General features: G+C 65.9%; 25 protein-coding genes. 13 read left to right on the forward strand and 12 right to left on the reverse strand.

The window, feature by feature from the left end:
- Positions 1-91 precede the first annotated feature (91 nt).
- Positions 92-445, forward strand: a complete 354-nt coding sequence (locus tag MTR65_RS14805; protein WP_243801525.1) for a hypothetical protein — start codon at positions 92-94, stop codon at positions 443-445.
- A 211-nt stretch (positions 446-656) separates the two neighbouring features.
- Here the strand turns inward: MTR65_RS14805 and MTR65_RS14810 are convergent, their stop codons facing one another.
- Together MTR65_RS14810 and MTR65_RS14815 are read right to left on the reverse strand one after the other, a co-directional pair.
- Positions 657-3044 carry a glycoside hydrolase family 3 N-terminal domain-containing protein gene (locus MTR65_RS14810; RefSeq protein WP_243801527.1) on the reverse strand — a complete coding sequence of 796 codons (2388 nt, stop codon included), beginning with the start codon at positions 3042-3044 and terminating at the stop codon, positions 657-659.
- A gap of 287 nt (positions 3045-3331) precedes the next feature.
- Positions 3332-3667, reverse strand: a complete 336-nt coding sequence (locus MTR65_RS14815) for a GIY-YIG nuclease family protein (RefSeq protein ID WP_243801529.1) — start codon at positions 3665-3667, stop codon at positions 3332-3334.
- Between the two features lie 82 nt (positions 3668-3749).
- Here MTR65_RS14815 and MTR65_RS14820 point away from each other — a divergent pair, with 82 nt between their 5' ends.
- A complete protein-coding gene (locus MTR65_RS14820) occupies positions 3750-4298 on the forward strand; it encodes a DUF2239 family protein (protein WP_243801532.1) in 549 nt (182 codons plus the stop codon).
- 94 nt (positions 4299-4392) lie between these two features.
- On the opposite strand, the gene MTR65_RS14825 is transcribed toward MTR65_RS14820, so the two are convergent.
- The gene (locus MTR65_RS14825; RefSeq protein WP_413465087.1) at positions 4393-5652 is read right to left on the reverse strand and encodes an aspartate kinase; all 1260 of its coding nucleotides are present in this window, start codon (positions 5650-5652) and stop codon (positions 4393-4395) included.
- 104 nt (positions 5653-5756) lie between these two features.
- Here MTR65_RS14825 and ubiG point away from each other — a divergent pair, with 104 nt between their 5' ends.
- Positions 5757-6542 (forward strand): bifunctional 2-polyprenyl-6-hydroxyphenol methylase/3-demethylubiquinol 3-O-methyltransferase UbiG, encoded by a 786-nt coding sequence (ubiG, locus tag MTR65_RS14830; RefSeq protein WP_243801534.1) that lies wholly within the window; start codon positions 5757-5759, stop codon positions 6540-6542.
- Positions 6543-6553: 11 nt separating this feature from the next.
- A complete protein-coding gene (locus MTR65_RS14835; protein WP_243801536.1) occupies positions 6554-7762 on the forward strand; it encodes a hypothetical protein in 1209 nt (402 codons plus the stop codon).
- Between the two features lie 158 nt (positions 7763-7920).
- Here the strand turns inward: MTR65_RS14835 and MTR65_RS14840 are convergent, their stop codons facing one another.
- Positions 7921-8268 (reverse strand): arsenate reductase, encoded by a 348-nt coding sequence (locus MTR65_RS14840; RefSeq protein ID WP_243801538.1) that lies wholly within the window; start codon positions 8266-8268, stop codon positions 7921-7923.
- Positions 8265-8582: an antibiotic biosynthesis monooxygenase family protein gene (locus MTR65_RS14845; RefSeq protein WP_243801540.1), complete on the reverse strand. Its 318-nt coding sequence runs from the start codon at positions 8580-8582 to the stop codon at positions 8265-8267. The genes MTR65_RS14840 and MTR65_RS14845 overlap by 4 nt, the downstream gene beginning before the upstream one ends.
- Positions 8583-8665: 83 nt before the next feature.
- Between MTR65_RS14845 and aroC the strand changes: the two genes are divergently transcribed.
- The 3 genes from aroC to MTR65_RS14860 all read left to right on the forward strand — a co-directional run bounded on the left by aroC (position 8666) and on the right by MTR65_RS14860 (position 10785).
- Positions 8666-9778, forward strand: a complete 1113-nt coding sequence (gene aroC, locus MTR65_RS14850) for a chorismate synthase (protein WP_243801542.1) — start codon at positions 8666-8668, stop codon at positions 9776-9778.
- 16 nt (positions 9779-9794) lie between these two features.
- Complete coding sequence (locus MTR65_RS14855; protein WP_243801544.1) at positions 9795-10268, forward strand: YaiI/YqxD family protein; 474 nt, start codon at positions 9795-9797, stop codon at positions 10266-10268.
- Positions 10269-10368: 100 nt separating this feature from the next.
- The gene (locus tag MTR65_RS14860; RefSeq protein ID WP_226633117.1) at positions 10369-10785 is read left to right on the forward strand and encodes an SPFH domain-containing protein; all 417 of its coding nucleotides are present in this window, start codon (positions 10369-10371) and stop codon (positions 10783-10785) included.
- A gap of 18 nt (positions 10786-10803) precedes the next feature.
- On the opposite strand, the gene acpA is transcribed toward MTR65_RS14860, so the two are convergent.
- A complete protein-coding gene (gene acpA, locus MTR65_RS14865; RefSeq protein WP_243801546.1) occupies positions 10804-12486 on the reverse strand; it encodes an acid phosphatase in 1683 nt (560 codons plus the stop codon).
- A gap of 269 nt (positions 12487-12755) precedes the next feature.
- On the opposite strand from acpA, the gene ahpC reads away from it, so the two are divergent.
- The 3 genes from ahpC to MTR65_RS14880 all read left to right on the forward strand — a co-directional run bounded on the left by ahpC (position 12756) and on the right by MTR65_RS14880 (position 15534).
- Positions 12756-13319 (forward strand): alkyl hydroperoxide reductase subunit C, encoded by a 564-nt coding sequence (gene ahpC / locus MTR65_RS14870; protein WP_243801548.1) that lies wholly within the window; start codon positions 12756-12758, stop codon positions 13317-13319.
- A gap of 199 nt (positions 13320-13518) precedes the next feature.
- A complete protein-coding gene (gene ahpF / locus MTR65_RS14875; protein ID WP_243801551.1) occupies positions 13519-15132 on the forward strand; it encodes an alkyl hydroperoxide reductase subunit F in 1614 nt (537 codons plus the stop codon).
- Between the two features lie 216 nt (positions 15133-15348).
- Positions 15349-15534 carry a hypothetical protein gene (locus tag MTR65_RS14880; protein ID WP_213501041.1) on the forward strand — a complete coding sequence of 62 codons (186 nt, stop codon included), beginning with the start codon at positions 15349-15351 and terminating at the stop codon, positions 15532-15534.
- 282 nt (positions 15535-15816) lie between these two features.
- Here the strand turns inward: MTR65_RS14880 and MTR65_RS14885 are convergent, their stop codons facing one another.
- From MTR65_RS14885 to MTR65_RS14895, 3 genes are all read right to left on the reverse strand, one after another.
- Entirely contained in the window at positions 15817-16395 is a 579-nt protein-coding gene (locus tag MTR65_RS14885) for a Smr/MutS family protein (RefSeq protein WP_243801553.1), read from the reverse strand.
- Positions 16392-17552: a murein transglycosylase A gene (mltA, locus tag MTR65_RS14890; RefSeq protein ID WP_268739475.1), complete on the reverse strand. Its 1161-nt coding sequence runs from the start codon at positions 17550-17552 to the stop codon at positions 16392-16394. The genes MTR65_RS14885 and mltA overlap by 4 nt, the downstream gene beginning before the upstream one ends.
- Positions 17553-17743: 191 nt before the next feature.
- Positions 17744-18436, reverse strand: a complete 693-nt coding sequence (locus MTR65_RS14895) for a Tim44/TimA family putative adaptor protein (RefSeq protein ID WP_039388240.1) — start codon at positions 18434-18436, stop codon at positions 17744-17746.
- A 328-nt stretch (positions 18437-18764) separates the two neighbouring features.
- On the opposite strand from MTR65_RS14895, the gene secB reads away from it, so the two are divergent.
- The 3 genes from secB to trpS all read left to right on the forward strand — a co-directional run bounded on the left by secB (position 18765) and on the right by trpS (position 22084).
- Positions 18765-19280, forward strand: a complete 516-nt coding sequence (gene secB, locus MTR65_RS14900; protein ID WP_226633105.1) for a protein-export chaperone SecB — start codon at positions 18765-18767, stop codon at positions 19278-19280.
- Between the two features lie 152 nt (positions 19281-19432).
- Entirely contained in the window at positions 19433-21046 is a 1614-nt protein-coding gene (gene murJ / locus MTR65_RS14905) for a murein biosynthesis integral membrane protein MurJ (protein ID WP_243801557.1), read from the forward strand.
- Between the two features lie 18 nt (positions 21047-21064).
- Positions 21065-22084, forward strand: coding sequence for a tryptophan--tRNA ligase (gene trpS / locus MTR65_RS14910; RefSeq protein ID WP_243801559.1), 1020 nt, complete (start codon positions 21065-21067; stop codon positions 22082-22084).
- A 40-nt stretch (positions 22085-22124) separates the two neighbouring features.
- On the opposite strand, the gene MTR65_RS14915 is transcribed toward trpS, so the two are convergent.
- From MTR65_RS14915 to MTR65_RS14925, 3 genes are all read right to left on the reverse strand, one after another.
- On the reverse strand, positions 22125-22691 hold the full coding sequence (locus tag MTR65_RS14915; protein WP_243801561.1) for a hypothetical protein: 567 nt from the start codon (positions 22689-22691) through the stop codon (positions 22125-22127).
- 112 nt (positions 22692-22803) lie between these two features.
- Positions 22804-23889 carry a glycoside hydrolase family 76 protein gene (locus tag MTR65_RS14920; RefSeq protein ID WP_243801563.1) on the reverse strand — a complete coding sequence of 362 codons (1086 nt, stop codon included), beginning with the start codon at positions 23887-23889 and terminating at the stop codon, positions 22804-22806.
- Between the two features lie 5 nt (positions 23890-23894).
- Positions 23895-24536, reverse strand: a complete 642-nt coding sequence (locus MTR65_RS14925; RefSeq protein ID WP_243801566.1) for an MOSC domain-containing protein — start codon at positions 24534-24536, stop codon at positions 23895-23897.
- Between the last annotated feature and the right edge of the window lie 87 nt (positions 24537-24623).

The following is a 24623-nucleotide window of genomic DNA, read 5'->3' on the forward strand; positions in this document are numbered from 1 at the left end:
GGGCACGAATCGTCCCCGACAAGACGCGAAGCGGGAACCAAATCGGATCGCCTCCGTTATGAACCGACGTTCATTTTACAAAGGCAGGTGCATGTTCCTATCCAAGACCGAAGGGCTGACCCCAGCCGCCCCATTTCGGAAAGTCATGCAGATTCCAACAGATTACCAACTCAGTGGCGAAACTTTTGAGGATGTCCTCGACCTCGAGGCCGCCGTTCGGCTTGCCGCCAGCACGACCAACACGATTGCCCGGCCGGATGTCATGGATATCCACGATGCCTGGATAAAACTGCAATCGCGCCTGCCACAGGCGGCCTGGCAGCAGCTGGAGCCCAGCATCGCGCGCATGCTCGACGCCTTCAACGATCGCAATACCGGCGCGATGCAGCGCGAGCAGGAGCATATTGCCGCACGCCTTGCCGAACTGCGGCGCGTCGCGGCCTGATCGAGGGCCTGGCCAGAGGCCGGGCACTCATTCCCTCCGACATATCCCGAAGGCCCCGCCTTTCGGGAATAAAGCGCGACCAGGGGGCAATCCCCCCGCCCCCTGGCCGCGTCGCGATCCGCCTGACACCAAGGCCTCACCCCCATGAGACCATGCCCGGCGGACGTTCCACCCGGCCCACGAGGGACCGGGGTCGCGTAACTCGACGCCCTTACGGCGTAACCGTGAACTCCCCTGCCAGATCGGCCTTGGAGCTGCCACCTGCCCAAACGTCGAAGATACTGGCATCCTGGATCCAGTCCTTGGTGACCGAACTCCAGTAGCGCAGATCGTCCGCCGTCAGCGTGAAGGTGACGCGCTGCGTCTCACCCGGCTGGAGCGCAATGCGGCGGAACTTCTTGAGCTGGCGTTCCGGGCGCGAGGACGTGCCCGAGCGCTGGTGAATGTAAAGCTGGGCCACCTCGTCCGCGGCACGCGAACCGGTGTTGGTGAGATCGAAGGACACCTCGACGGGCTCGCCCTTGGCCACGGTGTCCTTCGCCACGGTGAGGTTGCCGTACTCGAAGGTCGTGTAGCTCAGGCCATAGCCGAACTCGTAGAGCGGGGCGTTGCTCGCCTGGTCCCAGTAGCGCGTGTCCGCACCCCAGGGAGCGTGCGAAATCATGCGATCATAGCTGAAGGGCGCCTGCGAGCCGTCGCGGATCCAGCTGATCGGCAGCTTGCCGCCGGGCACCGCGTCGCCGGTGAGCAGGTTCGCGATGGCAGGGCCGCCCTCGGAGCCGGGATACCACGCTTCCAGCAGGGCATCGGGCTTGGCACCCTGCAGGTTGATCGGACGCGCGTTCATCAGGACGACGACGACCGGCTTGCCCGTCGCGATGACCTCTTCCAGCAGGCGCTGCTGGTGGCCGGGCAGTTCAAAGGAGGCACGCGAGGCAGCTTCCCCTGCCATGTTCTGTGCTTCGCCCAGGACCAGGACGGCAACGTCTGCATCCTTGGCCGCGGCCACTGCGCGGTCGAACTCCGCCGCCGTCTTCGCCTCATCGGCCTCAGCAAACTCGGGCAGGTCCACGGGCGGGTTGATGTCGTCGAAGAAGGAGCGATTGATGCGCTTGGGGATCGGCACGCCCGGCGCGTAGGTCACCTTGACCGTATCGCCCAGCTTGGCCTTGAGCCCCTCCAGAACGCTGACGCCGACGGGCTTGGGGCCGGGGAACACCCAGGGGCCAAGCTGGTCATGGGGCGCATTCGCGAAGGGACCGATCAGCGCAATCGACTGGGTCTTGCTGGTGTCGAGCGGAAGCACGCCCTTGCTGTTTTCCAGGAGGACGGCGGCGCGCTCGGCGGCCATGCGCGCAATGTCGCGATGCTCGGCCTTGGCGGCCACGGATTTTGCCTTCGCAGGATCCGCGTAGGGCTGTTCGAACAGGCCGAGACGGACCTTGGCCTCGAGCAGGCGCAGCACGGCCGTGTCGAGCGTCTTTGCATCGAGCGTGCCGTCCTTCAGCGACTGCGCGAGCGAGAGCATCGGGCTGTTCTTGGCCGGCATCTCCATCGACAGGTCGAGCCCCGAACGGATCGCGCGAACCGCGGCCTCTTCCGGGTTCGCCGCAGCGCCCTGGCGCACGAGCGAGGACACGTTGTTGGCATCGGAGACGACGAAGCCGTCAAAGCCCCATTCCTTGCGCAGAACCTCGTTCAGCAGCCACGAACTGGTCGTCGCGGGCACGCCGTTGAGCTGCATGTAGGCCGCCATGATATTGCCCGCGCCCGCATCGATAGCCGCCTTGAAGGGCGGGAAGTAGACGTTGCGCAGCTCGCTGTCGGAGAGGTCGACCTCGTCGTAGTCACGTCCGCCAAGCGACGCGCCGTAACCGGCAAAGTGCTTGGGACCAGCCAGAATGCGCCCCGGCGTGCCGATCTTCTCGCCCTGGAAGCCGCGCACCTGTGCGGCCGCCATCGCCGCGCCCAGCACCGGGTCTTCGCCCGCGCCCTCGACGATACGGCCCCAGCGCGCGTCACGCGCGATGTCGACCATCGGCGCGAAGGTCCAGTTGACGCCCGCCGCGCGCGCTTCGGCCGCTGCGACCGCCTGACCCTTCTCGGCCACGGACGGATCCCAGGACGCGGCCATTGCGAGGGGCACCGGCATGATCGTGCGGAAACCATGGATCACGTCGAAGCCGAACAGCAGCGGAATGCCGAGACGCGTCTTCTCGACCGCGATCTTCTGCAGGCGGTTGATCTCGACCGGGTCGGTCATCAGCAGGAGCGAGCCCACCTCGCCGCGCGCCACGGCATCTTCCACGCTGATCGCGCTCGTCATCGCTTCGGACGAGGTCGCCGACGCTTCGCCAAGGTAGAAGTACTGGACCAGCTGCCCAGCCTTTTCCTCCGGCGTCATCTGCGCCAGCAGCGCCTTCGCGCGGGCCGTGACCGCCTCGTCCTCGGTGCTTGCCGCCGCGCGCGCCTCGGCCCGGTTCGCCATGCCACCCACGACAAGAGCGCCCGCCGGAACCAGGCAGGTCGCCATCAGGAGAAGACGCCCGAGCACGCGGCGCGTCGGCGTGCGGCGTGCGGTGGGGAGGCTGGCTTTCAAATCATGTACTCCAGATAGGCTGTGCAAACGGAGCGCGGGCCAGGACGCCTCGCATGCGCCCGGCGCAATGTTCTCGCACGGGTGGGCGGCCTCGCCCTGCCCCGATGTCCGTCACTACGCTGCGCCCCGTTCTATTATTGCGTTTGAGACTAGGTTGCACGGGCAGGCACGATATATTCTCAAGCCCGACACTATCCGCGTAGCGGTAAATCGACACGAAAAAAAGCGCCTATGACGCCCGCTGTGTCGCATTGCACACAGGAGCGTGCCGACTGCGCGCGCCCAACCTAGATCCGCGTCGCGCCCAGCGTCTCGCGCCAGTGCAGATGGCGCTCCTTGAGCACGCGCGGGACAGCAAGACCAAGCTCCTCACCATCCAGCTCCTCCAGTTCCTCCCAGGCAAGGCCGCCCTCGCCCGCCGCATTCCACGCTGCCTGCAGACTGCGGTGCGGGCTCGTCCCCTGCCGCAGCGTGAACAGGACCCGGTTGGCAATCGCATCGAGATCGCTGGCCGCCCCCACCCACACTCCGCCATCGCTGGCACGCAGCGCGTAGATGCCCGGGCGCGCCACCTTGCGGCGGTAGTCGGCCTGCAGGCCCTTGCGGTGTTCCTTGTTCATCATGGTGTGAGCCTCCCTTCGCGGCGAATCATTTTTACCCGGATATATTGACCTGGCCCCGAGATCAATTTATCCGGGTGAAATTATGAGCACGTCGCTTTCCACTACCTGCACCGCCTTCCGCGACGGTACCCGCCTGGCCACAGGCACCCGGGCGGAGCTTGTCCGCAAACTTCGCGCCGATCCGACCGGGGTCGTGGTGTTCGAGGATGCCAGCGGCCGGGTGGTCGATCTCGACTGGCGCGATACCGCGCCCCCTGCCCCGCAGGAGCCGGAACCACCGCGCAGGCGCGGCCGCCCCCGACTGGGCGTGACCGCCCGCGAGGTGACGCTGCTGCCGCGCCACTGGGACTGGCTTGCGCGCCAACCTGGCGGCGCATCGCAGGCGCTCCGGCGGCTTGTCGATGAGGCGCGGCGGGCCGATGGCGGACGCACGGCCCTGCGCACCGCGCAGGAGCGCTGCTACCGCGCGATGGCGGCTCTTGCCGGGGACTATCCGGGGTTCGAGGACGCGGCGCGCCAGCTTTTTGCGGGCGACATGGCCGCCTTCGGAGAGGCCGTGGCGGGATGGCCGGTGGACGTGCGCACTTATCTCGTCGCGCTGGCCCAGGTCCGCGAAGACGATCTCGCCTGATGTTCACACGCAAACGGCCCGGAAAGCCCCTTCAGGGAGCCGTCCGGGCCATTGGTAATGCAATGTCGCTCCGGCCGCAGCCGGAGGCCTGGGGTCACCCCTTGGCGTCGAGCCCGTAGGCCGAGTGCAGCACACGCACGGCCAGTTCGGTCTCGTCGGCGTCGATCAGCACCGAGACCTTGATCTCGCTGGTGGTGATCGCCTGGATGTTGATGCCGCGATCCGCCAGGGTCTTGAACATGGTCGCCGCAACGCCCGCATGGCTGCGCATGCCCACGCCCACGACCGAGATCTTGGCGACGCTGTCATTCGAGATCAGACGGTAGAAGCCGATCTGTTCCTTGCGCTCTTCGAGCATGGCCAGCGTACGTGCGAGATCGGCCATCGGCGCGGTGAAGGTGACGTCAGTCTCGCCCTTTTCCTTCGCCACGTTCTGGATGATCATGTCGACGTTGATGTTCGCCTCGGCAAGCGGGGTGAAGATCGAGGCCACCGCGCCCGGACGGTCGGGCACGCGGGTAAGGGTAACCTTCGCCTCGTTCTTGTCGGCGGCGATACCGGTGATCAGCTGGCGTTCCATGTCGCTTTCTTCCAATTCTTCATCGCTGACAATCATCGTGCCGGGCAGGTCGTCCGCCGAGGGGGCGTTCTCGTCGATGAACGAGGAGAGCACCTGCACGCGCACGTTTTCCTTCATGGCGAGCGAGACCGAGCGGGTCTGCAGCACCTTCGAGCCGACAGAGGCGAGTTCGAGCATTTCCTCGTAGGTCACGAGCGGCAGCTTCTGGGCCTTGGCAACGATGCGCGGGTCAGTGGTGTAGACCCCGTCCACGTCGGTGTAGATGTCGCAGCGGTCCGCGCCGATGGCCGCGGCAACCGCCACCGCCGAGGTGTCCGAGCCGCCGCGGCCAAGCGTGGTCACGCGGCCCTCGGGCGAAACGCCCTGGAAGCCGGGGAACACGGCGATCTCGCCCGAGGCCATCGAGGCAAGCACGCCTTCAGGATCGATGTCCTCGATGCGGGCCTTGGCGTGGGCATCGTCGGTCTTGATCGGCGCCTGCCAGCCCAGCCACGAACGGGCCTTGCAGCCCATCGACTGCAGCGTCAGCGCGAGGAGACCCGAGGTCACCTGCTCGCCCGAAGAAACGACCACGTCGTACTCGGCCGGGTCATAGAGCGCGTTGGCTTCGCGGCAGAAATTCACCAGCCGGTCGGTCTCGCCCGCCATGGCAGAGACAACCACGGCCACTTCGTGCCCGGCTTCCTGCTGGCGTTTGACAATACCCGCCACGCGCCGGATTCGCTCGGTCCCGGCCATGGAGGTGCCGCCGAATTTCATCACGATACGGGCCAAGGTGTCAGTGCTCCCGTCAAAAAAGGGGATTGCGCGGCGGTTTGCGAAAATTTCAATCGACGCGCAATATGGATAAGGTTCGGGCGCGCTGTTAGGGGGGTCTTATGAACAATGCAACTCCCCGTGCGCCCGAGCAGGCAAATCCGGACACGACCACCCCGGCCACGATCCGCCCCGAGGAAGCCGCCCACTTCGGCGCGATGGCCGCGGAATGGTGGGATCCCAAGGGCTCCTCGGGCATGTTGCACAAGCTCAATCCGGTGCGTCTTGGCTTCATCCGCAGGGCGATCGATGCGCATTTCGGAGGCGATTCGCGCGCGCTCAAGCCGCTGGCCGGACGCCGCGTGCTCGACGCGGGCTGCGGCGCGGGCCTGCTGTGCGAACCGCTCGCGCGCCTGGGCGGCGAGGTCACCGGCGTCGACGCCGCCCCTGAGAACATCGCGGCGGCCTGTGCCCACGCCGAGGCGTCGGGCCTTGCCATCGACTACCGCTGCGGCGAGCTCTCCAGTCTGGGCCTTGTTGGCTATGATCTTGTCTGCTCGCTCGAGGTGATCGAGCATGTCGCCGACAAGGCCGCGTTCCTCAAAGGTCTTGCCGCCACCCTTGCCGAGGACGGCCTGATGATCCTTTCGGCCCCCAACCGCAGCGCGCTCTCGCGCCTGCTGCTGGTCGAGGGCGCCGAGCGGCTCGGCATGGTCCCGCGCGGCACGCACGACTGGTCGGCTTTCCCCACCTTCGAGGAACTGACGCAGCTTGCCACAGAGGCGGGCCTGGCACTGGGTGAGCCCACCGGGATCTCCTGGTCACCGGCGCGCGGGCTCCACCTCTCCGAGGATCTTTCGCTCAACTTCATCGTCACCGCGCGCCGCGCGGGCGTGTCCGAGGACTGAGCCCCGCACCCATGGGCCAGCTTGGCATCGAGATCGCCCTCGCGCTTGCGGGGCTCGGCACCGCTGCGCTGCTCGCCTGGCCGCGTCTGTCGCGCGCCCGGCTGTGGCGCGCCGGGATCACTCCGCTGGCCTCGATCATCGGCAGCGGGTTCCTGATCCTCGGGCCGATCCTGACCGACAGCTTCGGCACCTGGGGCATTGCCGCGATGGCGCTGCTGTGTCTTGCGGGCTACCTCTTCGGCGCAGCGATCCGCACCAACATTGCCAGGCTGGAGGAAGGCGCGCACGAGACGCCGCTCTCGACCGGCCTGGAGCGCATCTCCAGCTGGGCGCTCGCCTTCGCCTACGTGATCTCGGTTGCCTACTACCTCAACCTCTTCGGCGCCTTTGCCGCGCGCATCTTCGGCGCGCCTTCCGACACGCTCGCCCGGCTCATCACCACAGGGGCCTATGCGCTGATCCTGCTGGCGGGCCTCACCAAGGGCTTTTCACTCCTGGAGCGGCTCGAGCAGCTTACCGTCTCGATCAAGCTCATCATCATCGCCGCCCTCATCGGCGCGCTTGCGGTTCACGCCGGGATCGAGTGGGAGACCGGAACGGTCACGCGCAGCGGCATGACACTCGGCGCCTGGCCCGCCCTGCAGCTGATGTTCGGCCTCATCGTCACGGTCCAGGGCTTCGAGACCTCGCGCTACCTGGGCGATCACTATAGCGCCGCCGAGCGCCAGCGTTCGATGAAGCTGGCCCAGGCAATCGCCAGCGCCATCTACATGGCCTACGTCGTGCTCCTCGCCGTCAGCTTTCGCAGTGGCAGCTTCGAACTCAGTGAAACCGCGATTATCGACATGATGCGCACCGTCTCGGCGCTCCTGGGGCCGCTGCTGATACTCGCAGCGCTCAGCGCCCAGTTCAGCGCCGCGGTGGCCGACACAAACGGCTCGGGCGGGCTCGTTGCCGAACTCACGCACCAGCGCTTCGGCATGAAGCCCACCTATGTCCTGCTGATCGCAGCGGGCCTTGCCCTCACCTGGCTGGCCGATGTCTTCGTGATCGTCAGCTTCGCCAGCCGCGCCTTTGCGCTCTACTACGCGATCCAGTCCGCGCTTGCGGCGATCCGCTCGCGCACCGCGGGCGCCGGGCCTTTGCGGATTGCCGGGTTCGGGGCGCTGACCGTGCTAGGCCTGGCTGCGGCGCTCTTTGGAACCTCGGTCGAGGGCTAAAAAAGAAGTAGATTTTCAAGGGGCCATCGCCCCTTGACCCCAAAATCGGCAACCTCACCTTTCTCGAAAACCGCAGCGCGACACAGGTGAGCCAGACAGTTTGCGGAGCCCGAGGGCGATGGCCCTCGGACTTCATTTCTCTAACTGTTAAACTTCGTTCACTTCAGTACGGCTTCCCACTGCATCTGGTTGAAGCCGACCAGGATACCCTTGGGGTGTTCGACGATCGGCCGCTTGATGGTGCTGGTGTGCTCGGCCATGATCCGCACCGCCTTGGCCGCATCGATATCGGCCTTGTCCTCGTCCGACAGCTTGCGGAAGGTGGTTCCGCGCTTGTTGAGGACCGTCTCGACGCCCTCGGCCTCGACCCAGGCTGCCAGCTTCTGCGGATCGGCCCCTTCCTTCTTGTAGTCGTGGAAGGTGTATTCGATGTCCCGCGCCTCAAGCCACTTGCGGGCCTTCTTCACGGTGTCGCAGTTGGGAATGCCGTAGACTTCAAGGCTCACGAAGAGGCCTCCTTGTTCTCAAATTCATGGATCCGCGGCGAATCGCACGCGAAGAGGGTATAGCTGTGATAGTAACGATGGCGTCCCTCGCCCTGCACCCGCGCATGTTCGGCCTGGCGCCCCCAGGCGCGCGCGGCCGCTTCGTCCGCCCATTCGGAGAGCGCCACGACCTCGCCATCCTCGGCGGTGTAGCTCTTGAACGTGAGGAAGCCGGGCTGGCGGCGCGCAAGGTCCTCCATTGCGGCGGCATCGCGGGCGTAAGCCGCACCATCGATATCGGCGCGTTTGCGGTTGCGGAAGACGACGAGAAACATCGCGGTCCGAGATGGGGCCCGCAACAATCGTATGCAAGCGCTAATACTGGACAAACGATGCGTTGCGCGACAAAGCGCCCGCTATGTCCGTAAACACGTTTGGCCGTCTGTTCCGATTCACCACCTGGGGCGAAAGCCACGGGCCTGCCATCGGCGCTGTCGTCGACGGGTGCCCCCCGGGCCTCGCGCTTGATGAAAGCGCTGTGCAGCCTTTCCTCGACGCGCGCCGTCCGGGTACGAGCAAGTTCACCACGCAGCGCAAGGAGCCGGACGCGGTCCGCATTCTCTCGGGCGTGTTCGAGGCTCCGGACGGCGTGCAGCGCACCACCGGCACCCCGATCAGCCTGATGATCGAGAACGTGGACCAGCGCTCGAAGGACTATTCGGACGTCGCCCGTGCCTATCGTCCAGGCCACGCAGACTATGCCTATGACGCCAAGTACGGCTTTCGCGACTACCGGGGCGGCGGACGTTCCTCGGCGCGCGAAACCGCCAGCCGCGTGGCCGCCGGCGCGGTCGCCCGCCTCGTCATCCCCGAAGTCACCATCGTTGCCTACGTCTCGGAGATTGGCGGCGACCTCATCGATCCGGCAAACTTCGACCTGGAAGAGATCGGCAACAACCCCTTCTTCTGCCCGGACCCAGCCGCGGCAAAGCGCTGGGAAGCGATTGTCGATGATGCCCGCAAGAGCGGATCGTCGGTCGGCGCGGTGGTCGAATGCTACGCCAGCGGCGTGCCTGCAGGCTGGGGCGCCCCGCTCTACGGCAAACTCGATGCCGACCTTGCCGCCGCGATGATGGGCATCAACGCGGTCAAGGGCGTGGAAATCGGCGATGGCTTTGCTGCCGCACGCCTGACCGGGGAAGGCAACGCCGACCCTATGCGCCCCAACACCGAGACCGGCCCCGACGGCGCGCCCGAGTTCCTCGCGAACCACGCAGGTGGCATTGCGGGCGGCATCTCGACCGGCCAGCCGGTGACCTGCCGCGTCGCCTTCAAGCCGACCAGCTCGATCCTCACCCCCCAGCCCACCGTGACCCGCCCCAACGAAAAGGGCGAGCGCGAGGCCACCGAACTGTTCACCAAGGGTCGCCACGATCCTTGCGTGGGCATTCGCGGTGTCCCCGTGGTCGAAGCGATGATGGCGCTGGTGCTGGCCGACCACAAGCTGCTCCAGCGCGGGCAGTGCGGCTAAGGCGGCCTCGCTCGGTTTGACCTCCCTTCGCATCCTGATCGACGCCGACGCCTGCCCGGTAAAGGAAGAGACCTACAAGGTCTCCGCCCGCTACAAGGTGCCGGTCGTTGTCGTCTCCAACCAGATCATCCGCATTCCGCAAAGTGCCCTCGTCTCACGCCAGATCGTGAGCGATGCCTTCGACGCAGCCGATGACTGGATTGCCGAGAACTGCTCCAAGGGCTCGGTCGTCATCACCGCTGACATCCTGCTGGCGGACCGCTGCCTGAAGGCGGGCGCCGAGGTTCTGGCGCCCAACGGCAAGCCCTTCACCATGGCCTCCATCGGCGGCGCCATCGCGACCCGCGCGATCATGGCTGACCTTCGCGCCGGAGGCGATCAGATCGGCGGACCGCCGCCCTTTTCCAGGCAGGACCGCTCGCGCTTTCTCTCCGCGCTCGACCAGGTCCTCACCCGCCTCGTCCGCGCCGCACAGAGCGGCCAACCCTAGGGAATACAAGCTGAATATCGCACACCCCTGATCCGATTCCGCTGGTGTAGCGCGCCCAACTGGCTAGACATGGCGCCAACAGCAACTGAGGGGTTCGCACATGGGGCATACGTCCGACAGCCTGATCCGGGTCGGCCTGGCACTTATTCTTCTGATCGTCGTGCTCGTCGGCGGAGGCCTCGGATCGTGCGCCGCCTACAATGGCCTGCGGGTCTGGAACGCCCAGGTTGCGGGCGAAGCCCAACTGGCGCAGGCAACCCAGAACCGCCGCATCGCCGTTCTCGAAGCGCAGGCCGCGCTCGACAGCGCCAAGCTGAAAGCCGCCGCTGAAGTCGAGCGCGCAAAGGGCCTCGCCGAAGCCAACCGCATCGTCGCGGACAGCCTGGGCGGCCCCGAAGGGTACCTGCGCTACCTCTATATCCAGAACCTCGAGGAGTCCCGGGGACAGATCATCTACGTGCCGACCGAAGGCGGCCTGCCGATCCTGGAGGCCGGGCGGCTCAATCCTTCCAACTGATCCGCCCGCCCGGTTGGATCAGCCGAAGCGCAGCGCGCCTGTCAGGTCACCCGGCGGCGGGCCTCCGGCCGCGATCATCGCCTGCTCGCGCTCGGCCAGCCCCGGCAGCTTGCGCAGGCCGAAGCGGCGGGTAAGGAAGCGCGCGATCGAGCCGGTGTCATAGATCGTGTGGTCGACCTCGCCCTTCTTCGCATGGGGTGAGACGATCAGCGCGGGGATGCGCGTACCCGGCCCCCAGCGGTCCCCCTTGGGCGGGGCGACGTGGTCCCACCAGCCGCCGTTTTCATCGAAGGTGATGACAACCAGCATCCGCTCCCACTGCGGCGAGGCTTTCAGCGCTTCGACGATCCCTGCGATGTGGCGGTCGCCCGCATCGACGTCGGAATAGCCCGCGTGCATGTTGAGGTTGCCCTGCGGCTTGTAGAAGGTGACGCTGGGCAGCGTGCCCGCCTTGGCGTCGGCCAGGAAGCGGTTGGTCCGCGCCGTCTCGCCCGTGCCCGCGTCGCGCAGGTGCGCCTCGCGCGCCTCGGTGCCCGGTGCGAACTGCGTGTAGTAGTTCAGCGGCTGGTGGTGCGGCTGGAAGTTCGGGCGCGAGGGGAAGTCGGCCGAGTTGAGATGACCTTCCAGCGCCTTTGCCCATCCGCCTGCATACCAGGCCCAGTCCACGCCCTTCTCGGAAAGCACGTCACCAATGGTTTCGTGGCTTTGCGGAACAAGCGTGTGGCTGCTCTGCGCGTTGGCATAGCCGGGGCGATCCGGGTCCAGCTCATATGTCGGGGCGAAGGGCGGCAGCATCGTGTTGACCGCATAGAAATCGGGCGAGAGGCTGTTGGGTACAAACCGCACGGGCCCGTCCATCGCGCTGGCCGGTGACTGCGCGGTCTGTTTGGGCACGATGCCCTTGGGATCCTCGCCCTCCAAATGCGTGATGCGCCCCTTGGCCGGGCTCGCATCGGCGTCCGGATAGAACGGCGGGCGCGCCGCGACCAGGTACTGGTGGTTGAGGAACGAGCCGCCAAAGGCGCCCATGAAGAAGTTGTCGCACAGCGTGAAATCGCGGGCGATCTGCCACAGCCGCAGGTTCGCCGCATTGTCGCCATAGTAGCCCATGGGCAGCGCGCCCGCATCGCTCCAGGCGACAAAGCCGTCGTTGCGCCCGCCGTTGATCTGGAGCTGGTTGTTGTAGAAGGCATGGACCAGATCGCGCGTCACCACGCCGTGGGGCAACGGATCGCCCTCGGGCGTTGCGAGCACGAACGGCGCGTTGGCGAGCGGCGCCAGATCATCGGGGCCAATGGCGATCGTCTGATGCTCCACAACCTGCTCGTGGGGGACCATGCCCTCCCAGATCGGGGGCAGGGTTTCGAGGAGAGAGCCGTCGCGGTCGCGCTGGCGCGCACGCTCGGGTGAGACCTCGGACAGCGGCTGCTCCAGCCCCGGAAAATCGCCGAAGAGATTGTTGAAGCTGCGGTTCTCCGCGTAGATCACCACGACCGTATCGATATGCGCAGCGAGCTCGGCATCGCTGGGCGGCAGGGACGCGCCGCCCTTCTGCACCGACGTGCGCGCCGCAGCGTCTTCAGACGCCAGCCCGCCAAGCGCAGCGGCTCCAGCCGCGGTGGCCATGCCGGTGAGGACGCGGCGGCGGTCAGGATTGGCGGGTGCGCCGGGGCGCGGCTCGTCGCGGTGATTGTCTGCCATGGCGAGGGACTTAGCCGCCCCGAGCCCCAAGCTCAACGCGGCAATGACACGCGCCGTCGCATAGTGCGTGGCCCACCCGCCGCGCGCTTGCCCTGCATCGGGAGGCACAAACCGCAGACCTCCGCCGATAATCGACTAATTCGCTAAATCGATCACCCGGTAATCGCGTAAATCGATCAACCCAATCGGATCATCCCGCTACAAAATGTCACCTGGTCCGCCTATCTCAGCCTCGTCAGTTCAACACACCCAAGCGAGGGAGATTTCTCATGGGTATCATCGGCAGCAAGATCCAGCCGTTCACCAACACCGCGTTCCAGCAGGGCAAGGACTTCTTCGACGTCTCCGAAGGCGACATTGCCGGCAAGTGGGCCGTGTTCTTCTTCTACCCCGCCGACTTCACCTTCGTCTGCCCGACCGAGCTCGAAGACCTCGGCGACCAGTACGAGACCCTGCAGGGCATGGGCGTGGAAGTGTTCGGCGTTTCGACCGACACGCACTTCAGCCACAAGGCCTGGCACGACACCTCGGAGAAGATCGGCAAGCTCAAGTTCGCCTTCCTCGGCGACCAGAACCACGAGCTGTCGAACAAGTTCGGCGTTCTGCGTGAAGCCGGCCTTGCCGACCGCGCCACCTTCGTCGTCGATCCCGACGGTGTCATCCAGATCATGGAAATCACCTGCGAAGGCGTCGGCCGTAACGCCGTCGAGCTCGTCCGCAAGATCAAGGCGGCTCAGTACGTGCGCAACAACCCCGGCCAGGTCTGCCCGGCCAAGTGGGAAGAAGGTTCGGACACCCTCGCTCCCTCGCTCGACCTCGTCGGCAAGATCTAAGCCCGACGCGACAACGTATCGCCGGGCGGCCTGAGCGCCGCCCGCGATATCCGGGTCGCGTGCGGACGGTGCGCGGCCCGGGACTTCCCTCCCCCGGATGCGCCCCCGTGCGCGCCCGGAGCCGGAGCGGCAGAGCCCGGACCGCCACCTTCTTCCCCCTCACGCATTCTCTTTCTTCTCTCCCCGAAAGGACCCCGACATGCTTGACGCCAATCTGAAGCAACAGCTCTCCCAGTACCTCGGCATGCTGCGCGAACCGATCGAGCTCGTCGCCTCGCTTGGCGACGATGCGAAGTCGGCAGAAACCCGCGAGCTGCTCTCGACCATCTCCGAACTGTCCGACAAGGTTTCGGCCAGCTTCGATGGCGATGATGCCCGCAAGCCCAGTTTCGAAATCCGCCGCGCGTCGACCCCGGAAGCCTCTGTACGCTTCGCCGGTGTTCCGCTCGGCCACGAGTTCACCTCGCTCGTTCTCGCCCTGCTGTGGGCCGGCGGCCACCCGCCCAAGGTCGAAGAGGACGTGCTCACCCAGATCCGCGAGCTCGAGGGCGACTACGAATTCGAGATGTACTTCTCGCTCTCGTGCCACAACTGCCCCGACGTGGTGCAGGCGCTCACCCTGATGGCGCTCAACAACCCGGGCGTGAAGGCCACCCTGATCGAGGGCGGCGCCTTCCAGGCCGAGGTCGAGGACCGCGGCGTCATGGCCGTCCCGGCAGTCTTCCTTGATGGCACCATGTGGGGCTCGGGCAAGATGGACGTGGCCGAGATCCTCGCCAAGCTTGACACCAAGGCGGGCGAAAAGGCCGCAGCCAAGCTCGCCGAAAAGAAGCCCTTCGAGGCGCTCGTCATCGGTGGCGGTCCGGCTGGCGCGGGCGCCGCGATCTACACAGCGCGCAAGGGTTTCTCGACCGGCATCGCCGCTGAACGCATGGGCGGGCAGGTGCAGGACACCATGGGCATCGAGAACTTCATCTCGGTTCCCTACACCGAAGGCCCCAAGCTCGCCTCCGCACTGGACGCGCACATCGCCGAGTACGACATCGACACGATGCCGCTGCTGCGGGCCGAGAAGCTCATCCCGTCCAAGGACCTGGGCGGCTACCACGAGGTCGTGTTCACCAACGGCGCCTCGCTCAAGGCCCGCTCGCTCATCCTCACCACCGGCGCGCGCTGGCGCCAGCTTGGGGTGCCCGGCGAGGCCGAGTACCAGACCAAGGGCGTGGCCTACTGCCCGCACTGCGACGGCCCGCTCTTCAAGGGCAAGCGCGTTGCGGTCATCGGTGGCGGCAACTCGGGCGTCGAAGCGGCGATCGATCTTGCCAACATCGTGGGCAGCGTCACCCTCATCGAATTCGACACCCAGCTGCGTGCCGACCAGGTCCTGGTCGACAAGCTGAAGTCGATGAAGAACGTGACGATCCTCACCAACGCCCAGACCACCGAGGTCACCGGCGATGGTGCGAAGGTCAATGGCCTCAAGTACAAGGACCGCGCAAGCGACGAGGAAAAGACCCTCGAGCTCGAAGGCATCTTCGTGCAGATCGGTCTGGTCCCGAACACCGAGTGGCTCAAGGACAGCGGCGTCGAACTGTCGAACCGCGGCGAGATCGTGATCGACCAGAAGGCAGCGACCAACATTCCCGGCATCTTCGCCGCGGGCGATGCGACCACCGTGCCCTACAAGCAGATCATCATCGCGATGGGTGAAGGCGCCAAGGCCGCCCTCTCGGCCTTCGACTTCCTGATCCGCAACGAGGCTCCGGCGGACGTGGCCCAGGGCGCCCAGGAAGCGGCCGAAGCCGTCGCCTAAGCCACACCGCAACCAGCGGACGTGAACAGGGGCGGGAGCGCGCAGGCGCTTTCCCGCCCCTTTTGCGTGATGGGGCCAGCCCGCAAGAATGCTGCACCTGCGAATGCAGAGAACCGAACCGCCTCTCGTGCCCGCCTGCAATCCGCAGGAAACCGGGAAAAAGTGCTCAGATTGCGGCGGGTTGAAATTTTTGGCTTCTGCGTGTATATAAGCCCCATGACCAACAATATTTCAGAATTCTCCCGCTTCACCTATCTAGACGAAAACTTCCAGGATCTGCGCGACTACTGCGAAGACAAGGGCATCTGGATTTGCCAGTCCCTGCGCCGTAAAGGCCCGCTTACTTTCGCGCTGGCAAGAAACGAGGAAGTAGCCTCCGAACTGAGCGCCCGTTTCAGCTGATCCATTCAAAAGCCGCGCCCAAGAGGACGCGGCTTTTTCATTGCCCGCTTCTTGCCGACGCGCACGCCGCGGGCACTTCCCAGAAAAACGAAGAACTTCCAGCGACTTGCCCCTTCGGGACAGAGATAAAGGCTGGAAGACTGATTCCGAGGGCCGCCGCCCTCGGGCTCCCCAAACGGCCCCCCCCTCACCTTGCGCATACAACGCTGCTTGAGAACGGTGAGGTCGCCGATTTTGGGGTCAAGGGGTGATGACCCCTTGCATCATCTCTTTCTTGAACCTTCAGCGCCGCCGCTTGAGCACGATGTAAAGCGCGCCCTGGCCGCCGTGCCGCCGATGCGCACCGCGAATGGCGACGATGTCGCTCGCGTGCTCGCTCACCATCAGCCAGTCCTTGATCTTGGCCCGGATCGCGCCGCGTCGCTCGCCCCGGTCCATGGCGTCAACCGGGCGCGGCTTACCGGTGACAACCAGCACCACCCGCGCGCCCATGGCCTTGCCCTGCGACAGGCCATCCATGAGCCGCCGATACGCATAGTCCAGGTTCGAACCGTGGAGGTCGAGGCTGAAGTCGGGAACGAGCGTACCCTTGGCAATCCGCCGTTCCCAGGAGCCGTCGAGATGCAACTGGGTCTCGCCCTTGGGCGCCTTCGCCGGAGCGGGCTTGGGCGCCAGCGGCGGCGGAACGCGTCCCTTCACCTTCTTCTTGATGACCGGCGGGGCAGGGGTCGCCTTCTCGGCAGGTACAGGTGCATGGGAAACCGGGCGCCGCACGGCAGGTTCGAGCGGCTTGACGGTGCGCGCAACTTCGCCCCAGAGGCGCGCTTCATCCTCGCTCAGGCGGCGTCCCGGCCGCCTCACAGCACGCCCAGACGCGCCAGGGTGCCCTTGGGCAGCAGGAGCAGCGCGTTTCCGCGCCCCGTCATGTCGCCCGCCGTCGCGCGCGCCTCCTCGCCGTTGCCCCAGAAGGTATCGAAGCGATTGGCACCCTTGATCGCCCCGCCGGTGTCCTGCGCAACCCAGAGGCCATCGGCCTCATGCCGATCAAGGTCGAGGAACACAGGCGCGCCCAGCGGCACGAATTTGGGATCGGTCGCGACCGACGCGTGCGCCCGCACCGTCACGCCCAGCGCGCCCACCGGGCCGTCACCTGTCAGTTCACGGAAGAACACGAAGGAGCGGTTCTCGCGCATCAGCGCGGCACCCTCTTCCGGGTTCTCGCGAATGTACTGCATGATGCCCTGCATCGAGGCGGCATATTGTCCCGGCCCATCGCCCAGTAGCCCGCGCTGGCGCATCAGGCTGCCGATGGCGGTATAACCGTGGCCGTTCTGCCCGGCATAACCGATGCGCATGACCTCACCGTCCGGCGCACGCAGCATGCCCGAACCCTGGACCTGGAGGAAAAAGACCTCGACCGGATCACGCGCCCAGGCAATGATCGGGGCACGGCCCTGAAGCGCGCCGTCCTCGATCTGAGCACGGTCAAAGTAGCGGGTGAAGCGCCCCTCCTCGTCGTAGCGCCCGACCGGCATGCGCCCGTTGTCGAGCCGCTCGGCATCGCCCTCACGGGCGCGCACGAGGTCGTCCGGCACACCGTAGACCGGCACATCGTATCCCGGGACATGGTCGCGTGAACCCGCGATGTCGGGCTCGTAGTAGCCCGTTGCGAAGGCCGCGCCTTCGCCCACGCGGACTGTCTCGAAGTAGGTGGCGAAGAAGCGAGAGGCATCCCCCTGCGACCAGGTTGCTGCAGCCGTACACGCCGACTGCCAGTCTTTGGCGCGAGTCAGGCCGCTCACATCCTCACGGACAACGAGCTTGGGACAGCTTTCGGCGAAACCAGCCAGTGCCGCGCCCGCATCCATTGCCCCCACCGGGAGCGACGCGAAGGCCGGCCCTGGACGTACGCCGGCGGCCAAGGCATTGGTCGGCGCAGGAGCGGTTGCGGAGCCCGGAGCCTCGACACGTCCCGCGCACGAAGCCAGCAGCACGGCAAGCCCGCCCATGAGCGCCATGCGGCCGACCGAGGCACGCGAAGAGGCGAGGCAGCGCTCGAACAGGGACGCTGACAGGCGATCTCGGACCACGGGGCAGGCACTCCAGAAAAATTCAATGGGGCCCGGCTTCGCAGGACCGAAAAAACGAAACGGGCAGCGAAGCGTTGCAGCGCTTCCTGCCCGTTACCTGCGCATTTGCGCGGGAAAGATCAACCGGCGTCGGTTTCCTCGAGGATCCAGTCGGGATCGCTCGAACGCACCTGCCGGGTGAAGGTCCAGACATCGACCGCCTCGATCGCATCGTCGAGCGAACCGGCAACGACATTGCCTTGCGCGTCGCGGGTGACGGCGGCGATGTCCGAGCGGAAGCGCAGCGTGATGCGCGCCGTGCCGTCTTCCACACCTGCCGCCACGATCTTGACGTCCTCGATCCGCACGAGACGGTTGTCGAGCGTCTCGCCCGCTTCGATCCGCGCATCAATGGCGCTCTCGAAGCTCTCGTAGACAGGCGCGTCGCACAAGGCGCGCAGTTCGGCCTTGTCGCCCTTCCAGAACGATTCCAGCACGAGACGATAGGCACCGCGGGCGCCCTCGATGAAGGCCAGCGCGTCGAAACGACGGTCGGCAGCGGCAATGGCAGCGAGACCACGCTCGGCCGTGGGCGAGGTTACCGGCACCTGCTGGATGCGCGGGTCCTGCCCAGCCCTCTGGGGCTGGTCGTCCGGGCGGAGTTCGGGGCGGCGAGGCGCCTGGGGCCGCGTCGCACCGGGCTGTCCCTGCTGCCCTTCGAAGCGTCCGGCAATGGGCTCTTCCTCATGCTCGGCTCGGCGGCCCAGCACGGAATAGAGCCGCAGGCCGAGAAACGCTGCGATCATGGCCAGGATGACGATTTCCGGTGTCACGTTCGTGTACCCATTCCTTCCTTCGGCCCCGCTACCAGGTACTTTGCGCCTGCGTTTGCCGGGACCGTAATCTTCGTAACATAACCCCATGTAGGTAGCATTGACAAATGAACAACGCGTGTGCGGCCGGATCGGGGCATTTTTTCGACATAGCGGGCGAAACCCGGGGCGAGAATGCACCTGCGGCCGTCTAACCGCACAACGGCCCCGCAACTGGGGTGTTCCACGAAGCGCAAAAATGCTCTAGCGCGCGAGAATCGCTTCCTTGCGGCGCCCTATCGCCCGAGGCAGCCGGACGATCAATGGATTAAAGCGGGAAATCACCACCATGGCCGACGAAGGCAACGTCATCTCCGATCTCAACCTCGGCAACGGGGGCGATGCAGGCCCCAGCGCCGGGATCATCTCGCAGTACATCAAGGACCTCTCGGTCGAGAATCCCAATGCGCCCCAGTCGTTCCAGTGGCAGGACACGCCCGCGATCGACGTGCAGTTCAACATCGCGGCCAAGGCCATCGAAGGCGAAGTCCACGAAGTCGAACTGAAGATCACCTGCGCGTCCAAGTGCGAAGCGGGCACGGCCTTCGTGGTCGACCTCAGCTACTGCGCGCTCGTCGGCATGCGCGGCCTCGACGATGGCCAGGCCCATGCCTTCCTTTTCGCCGAAGCTCCGCGCATCCTCTTCCCCTTCGCTCGCCGCGTGGTGGCCGACGCCGTGCGCGACGCCGGTTTCCAGCCGCTCATGCTCGAGCCGATCGACTTCAACGGTCTCTACGTCCAGCAGCTTCAGGCTCAGCAGCAGCAGGGCGCGACCGCGGGCGATCCGCCGATGGGCAACGCCTGATCAAAGGGCTGCACACTGCGTAAACCTTACGCAGACCTGATCTGTCGGGGGAGAGGACCACCCCTCCCCCGACGTTCCCCCGTGATGGAGGCCGGCCGGTCCGACAACGGGGTTATCCCGGCACCGGCGTGCAAAAGAGGGCATCTGAGGCCATGAGTCTTGTCCGCAACGTCGGCACCATCGGCGGGCTCACATTGCTGAGCCGCATCTTCGGCTTCGCCCGCGATATCCTCCTCGCCCGCGTCCTGGGCGCGGGGCTTGCCGCCGACGCCTTCCAGCTTGCCTTCGTCCTTCCCAACACCTTCCGGCGGCTCTTCGCCGAGGGTGCCTTCTCCGTCGCCTTCGTGCCGATGTACACGCGCACGCTGGCAGCCGACCCGTCCGAGGGCGGCGGGGAGGATGCGGCCGACCGCTTTGCCAGCGACGTCCTTTCGGTCTTCGTATGGGTGCTGCTCGGCTTCTCCGCGATCGCGATGATTGCGATGCCCGCGATCGTCTGGCTGCTGGCGGGCGAATACCAGGAGGTGCCTGGCAAGTTCGAACTGGCCGTCGCGCTCAGCCGAACGACCTTTCCCTATCTGGGCCTCGTCAGCCTTGTCGCGATGCTCTCGGGCGTGCTCAACGCCCATTCGAAATTCGCGCCCGGCGCCTTCGTGCCAGTGCTCCTCAACGTGGTCCTCATCACCGGTATCGTTACTGGCTATTTTCTCGGCAAGGCGAGCGGTTCGGACCAGGTCATCGCCTGGTGCGTCGCCCTTGCGGTGAGCGCGTCCGGCGTCGCGCAGCTGGTCTACATGGCCTGGGCCACGCGCAAGGCGGGCGTGAAGCTTCAGGTCCGGGCCCCGCGCTTCACCAAGGACGTGCGCAAGCTGGGCATGTTGATCCTGCCTGCCACCTTCGGCGCGGGCGTCTACCAGATCAGCCAGTTCGTCGACACGTTCTTTGCGACCTCGCTCGAGCAGGGCTCGCTCACGCTGCTGAAGTACGCCGACCGCCTCAACCAGATGCCGCTGGGCATCGTGGGCATTGCGCTGGGCACCGCGATCCTGCCGATGCTGGCGCGCCACATCCAGTCGCACGACGACGCCGGTGCGCAGCGCCTCCAGGCCAACGCGGTCGAGATCGCGTGCCTGCTCACCCTGCCCGCCGCCGTTGCGCTCGCCATCTGCGCGCCTGCCTTCGTCACCGCCTTCTTCGTGGGCGGCAAGATGACCCAGGCCCATGGCGACACGATGGCCGCCATCGTCGTGGCCCTCGTCTGCGGTCTGCCCTCCTACGTTCTGGTCAAGGTCTTCCAGCCCGCCTTCTTCAGCCGCGAGGACACCCGCACACCGGTGTGGATTGCGGCCGGGACGCTGATCGTGAACATCGCCGTCAACATCGCGGTCGTCCCGCGCTTCGGCATTGTTGGCCTGGCCGGAGCCACCGCCTTCACCTCGACGCTCAACGTGGCGACGCTCTACACCATCCTGCAGCTGCGCGGCTGGTTCCACTTCACCGCCCGGCTCGGCTCGCGCATCGCGCGCCAGATCGTGGCCAGTGCAGTCATGGGCGGCGTGCTCTGGGCGCTGATGCCACTCATGGCGGGGCGCTATGGCGGCAACGTCTTCGAGAAGGTCTGGTCGCTCGCCGCCCTGTGCATCTCGGGCATGCTCGTCTTTTTCGTGACCGCCTATCTTGTCGGCGCACTCGACAAGGACCTGCTTGCCCAGCTACGGCGGCGCCGACCGGCCGCCAAAACCGAACCGGTCACTCCTACGGACTAACCACAGGCACGAAAAACCATGCGTATCGTCTCCGGCATCCAGCCCACGGGCAACCTTCACCTTGGCAACTACCTGGGCGCCATCAAGAACTGGGTGAAGATGCAGGACGACATCGCCGCCGAGGGTGGGCAGAGCCTCTACTTCCTCGCCGACCTGCACGCGATCTCGATGCCGCATGATCCCAGAACGCTTTCGGCCAACACCCGCGAGATGACCGCTGCGCTCGTAGCCTGCGGGATCGATCCTGACCGCTCGATCCTGTTCAACCAGACCCAGGTGCCCCAGCACGCCGAACTGCAGTGGCTCCTCAATGGCACCGCGCGCATGGGCTGGCTCAACCGCATGACCCAGTTCAAGGACAAGTCGGGCAAGAACCGTGAAGGCGCTTCGGTCGCGCTGTTCACCTACCCGGTGCTCCAGGCCGCCGACGTGCTGCTCTACCAGGCAACCCACGTGCCGGTGGGCGAAGACCAGAAGCAGCACCTCGAGCTCGCCCGCGATATCGCGCAGAAGTTCAACAACGACTTCGCAAGCGAGGACGCGCCCGTCTTCACTCTGCCCGACCCGATCATCCCGCCCGAGGCTGCACGCATCATGTCCCTGCGCGACGGTTCGGCCAAGATGAGCAAGTCCGACCCCTCCGACATGGCGCGCATCAACCTCACCGACGATGCCGACACGATCATGAAGAAGGTCAAGAAGGCCAAGAGCGACGCCGAACCGCTGCCCAGCGAGAAGGCGGGCCTGGAAGGTCGTGCGGAAGCCAACAACCTTGTCGGTATCTACTCGGCCATGACTGGGCAGAGCGTGGAGCAGATCCTTGCCGATTTCGGCGGCGAAGGCTTCGGCAAGTTCAAGCCCGCGTTGGGCGAAGTGCTGGTGGAGAAGCTTGCCCCCATCAACGAACGCTTCAACGAACTGCGCAAGGACTACTCCGCCCTCGACGCGATCCTCGCCAAGGGCGCCGAAAAGGCCCGCACGCTCGCGCTGCCGACACTGCACGCGGCCTATGACGCGCTGGGCCTCGTGCGCGGCTGAAGTCCATATCGGACAGGAAGACCCAGGTTGTCGGGGACGCTCAGTTCCCGACAACCTCCCCGACCAACCCTCGCAGGATAGAGCCGGTCACGGCTTCGCTTTCACGCCGGGCATGTGCGTCGCGCTCCTGTTGCGCCACCGCCAGACGCTTCTGCGCAGCCAGAACTTCGGTTGAGAACTCCACGCTGGCCTCGTCGCGAAGGCGCAGGTATTCGCCGGGACTGACTGTTCCTTCGGCAAGGCCAAGCTGCACGGTTTCCCAGTTCACGCGCCGCGTGCGCAGATAGCTTGCCAGTTCGATATCGTGGCGCACCACGGTGTCTTCGAGCGCCACATCGCAGGGCGTCACGACCTCCTGCATGGCGAGGAATTGCTCCACTTCGTCGGGCGTCAATACCGTCGTGTTCATCTTCGCGCGAAGCGAGGCCTTGAGCTGCGGATCGTCGAGCGCAAGCGCCTTGCCCATGCTGGTCTGGCGGTAGGGAGCGATAGCGGCAAGGAAGCACGCGCCCCGTGTCTCGAACGCGGCGTTGACGCCCTCAAGGGCCGTTTGTGCCTGGGCACCATTCGCCCAGAACAAAAGCGCAGCGCCCAGAAAACCTCGCATATACACGTAACAGTTCCCCCTGAGTATCCGACGAGCCTGAAAATCAACTTCGGACTCAAACCGATCGCACAGGGCTGTCAAGATAAGGCTAACAAGGCGCGGTGCGACCGCATCAACGCCCCGCCGCCAGCAACATCGCCGCGCCGGACATTTGCGCCGCCGCGCCAAACTGTGCCTTTGCCCCCGTCCAATCGGAATCGATAGACTGCTGACCTTCGTTGCTAATCCGCCAGATCGCCTGCGCATTGCGGCGTGCCCCCTCGCGCAAGGCCTGCTTTTCCGGACCTTCGGGAAGCGCGTCCATCAGGTAGGCGAGGTGGAAGGCAAAGATACCCTTGAAGGCAAGGCCATCAGCGCCGATCTGCGGCACGGGCTCGCGCAGTGTGCCGTCCGGATGGGCCAGAATGGCAAGGGCACTACGAGCCGTTACCACCGCACGCGCACGGTAGATCGGCGCGCCTGTGATTTCGGTCAGGTCGGAGAGGCCGGAAAGCAGCACGCCCTGGTTGTAGGTCCAGCGCGGCTGGCCGTTGTTGCGGCAAATCCCGGTCTGCGCATCGATCACGAGCCCATCGTTCACCAGCCCGTCTTCGCCGATCATGCCCGAGGCGCCCAGCCAGCCCCAGGTGCGCAGCGCCCAGTCGCGGTACTCCTCCTGGCCCGTTGTCCGGTAGAGCCGTGTCGCAGCGGTCAGCAGAAGCTCGTTGGTGATCGCGTTCTTGTAGGTGTGGCGCGGGTTCCACCACATGCCCCCACCGCAGGTATTGCCCCAATGCGCCCGGACCAGCTCCGCGAAGGTACGCGCCGCGTAATCGAGCAGGGCCGGATCGCCCTCCATCTGCCAGCCATCGACACTGGCGATCACCGCCCAGAGCGCATCGTCGTTGAGCGCAAGGCGGCTATGGTTGCGCAGCGCGGCGTGGATGCGCGTGTCCCAGCGGGTATCGCCGGTGCGCGCGCGATAGGCCATGAGCACGTCCGCCAGCACGAAGCGCTGCCAACCACCTGCGCGCTCCCAATCGCCTTCCGGTCCCAGGTCCTCACGCCACCAGCGGGCATCGAGGAGAGCCAGGGCCTGCCCCGCACGCAGATCCCACGCTGGAGCCGCGCCTGGCGCTTCGCTCGCGGCCTGCGCGATGCCAGAAAGCGACACAAGCGCAAGTGCAACGCCAAGCGCCAGCCCGCTCCACCAACGCACCCTCTTTACCCGAGCAGCTTCGCGCGGCGCTTCGCCCAGGCCTCGGCCAGCGGCGTCACCTCGCCCAGCGCTTCAAGTCCCGCACGGTCCGTCTTGTGATCTCCGGCAATGAGCAGGCCGAAGACGCGGGCCACACTCCACTCCGGAAAAGGCCTCTCGACAAGCTCCAGCGTACCGCCCGCGGAAACTTCGCCCTCTTCCAGCACGCGGTAATACCAGCCCGAGCGCCGCGACGCGACGACACCGGCCATGACCTTGGCGCCATCGAAGCGGTGGTCGAGCTTCCAGCAAGGCTGGCGCCCCTGCGCGACTTCGACGAGCGCACTGCCCATCCGGAAGCGATCCCCGATGCAGACCTCCTCCTCGCGCAAGCCCTGGGTCGAGATGTTCTCCCCGAAGGCCCCTTCGCCTTCGAGCAGCGGATGGCCGCCGAGCACTTCGCCCCAGTAGGCGTAATGATCGTGGGGGTAGTGGTGGATCGCCTTTTCCGGCCCGCCATGGACCGAAAGGTCGGCCTGCCGGTCACCTTCCAGGCCCAGCCAGCCGACCTTCACAGGCCCTTCCACGGCCCGCTTGGCGATGGCGCTGTGTTCATCGGCTGCGCGAAAACGCGTCACCGAACCGCAGTTGACCGAGAGAATACGCATGAACCGGACTCGCTTTCCCCGTGCAAAGTGCCTATATCACAGGGCGTTGCCTAGTCCCTGTTCGACGTGCGGAAAATGGAAAATCGC

The sequence above is a fragment of the Novosphingobium mangrovi genome, assembly GCF_022818885.1.
GTDB classification, from domain to species: Bacteria; Pseudomonadota; Alphaproteobacteria; order Sphingomonadales; family Sphingomonadaceae; genus Novosphingobium; species Novosphingobium mangrovi.

Coding starts and splice junctions, on each gene's coding strand:
- acpA (WP_243801546.1), bottom strand. CDS start 12,486: ATGGCAGACAATCACCGCGACGAGCCGCGCCCCGGCGCACCCGCCAAT.
- mltA (WP_268739475.1), bottom strand. CDS start 17,552: ATGGCGCTCATGGGCGGGCTTGCCGTGCTGCTGGCTTCGTGCGCGGGA.
- MTR65_RS14880 (WP_213501041.1), top strand. CDS start 15,349: ATGACCAACAATATTTCAGAATTCTCCCGCTTCACCTATCTAGACGAA.
- ahpC (WP_243801548.1), top strand. CDS start 12,756: ATGGGTATCATCGGCAGCAAGATCCAGCCGTTCACCAACACCGCGTTC.
- MTR65_RS14845 (WP_243801540.1), bottom strand. CDS start 8,582: ATGTTTCTCGTCGTCTTCCGCAACCGCAAACGCGCCGATATCGATGGT.
- MTR65_RS14835 (WP_243801536.1), top strand. CDS start 6,554: ATGGGCCAGCTTGGCATCGAGATCGCCCTCGCGCTTGCGGGGCTCGGC.
- MTR65_RS14915 (WP_243801561.1), bottom strand. CDS start 22,691: ATGCGAGGTTTTCTGGGCGCTGCGCTTTTGTTCTGGGCGAATGGTGCC.
- MTR65_RS14805 (WP_243801525.1), top strand. CDS start 92: ATGTTCCTATCCAAGACCGAAGGGCTGACCCCAGCCGCCCCATTTCGG.
- ahpF (WP_243801551.1), top strand. CDS start 13,519: ATGCTTGACGCCAATCTGAAGCAACAGCTCTCCCAGTACCTCGGCATG.
- ubiG (WP_243801534.1), top strand. CDS start 5,757: ATGAACAATGCAACTCCCCGTGCGCCCGAGCAGGCAAATCCGGACACG.
- MTR65_RS14925 (WP_243801566.1), bottom strand. CDS start 24,536: ATGCGTATTCTCTCGGTCAACTGCGGTTCGGTGACGCGTTTTCGCGCA.
- murJ (WP_243801557.1), top strand. CDS start 19,433: ATGAGTCTTGTCCGCAACGTCGGCACCATCGGCGGGCTCACATTGCTG.
- MTR65_RS14820 (WP_243801532.1), top strand. CDS start 3,750: ATGAGCACGTCGCTTTCCACTACCTGCACCGCCTTCCGCGACGGTACC.
- aroC (WP_243801542.1), top strand. CDS start 8,666: ATGTCCGTAAACACGTTTGGCCGTCTGTTCCGATTCACCACCTGGGGC.
- MTR65_RS14860 (WP_226633117.1), top strand. CDS start 10,369: ATGGGGCATACGTCCGACAGCCTGATCCGGGTCGGCCTGGCACTTATT.
- secB (WP_226633105.1), top strand. CDS start 18,765: ATGGCCGACGAAGGCAACGTCATCTCCGATCTCAACCTCGGCAACGGG.
- MTR65_RS14815 (WP_243801529.1), bottom strand. CDS start 3,667: ATGATGAACAAGGAACACCGCAAGGGCCTGCAGGCCGACTACCGCCGC.
- trpS (WP_243801559.1), top strand. CDS start 21,065: ATGCGTATCGTCTCCGGCATCCAGCCCACGGGCAACCTTCACCTTGGC.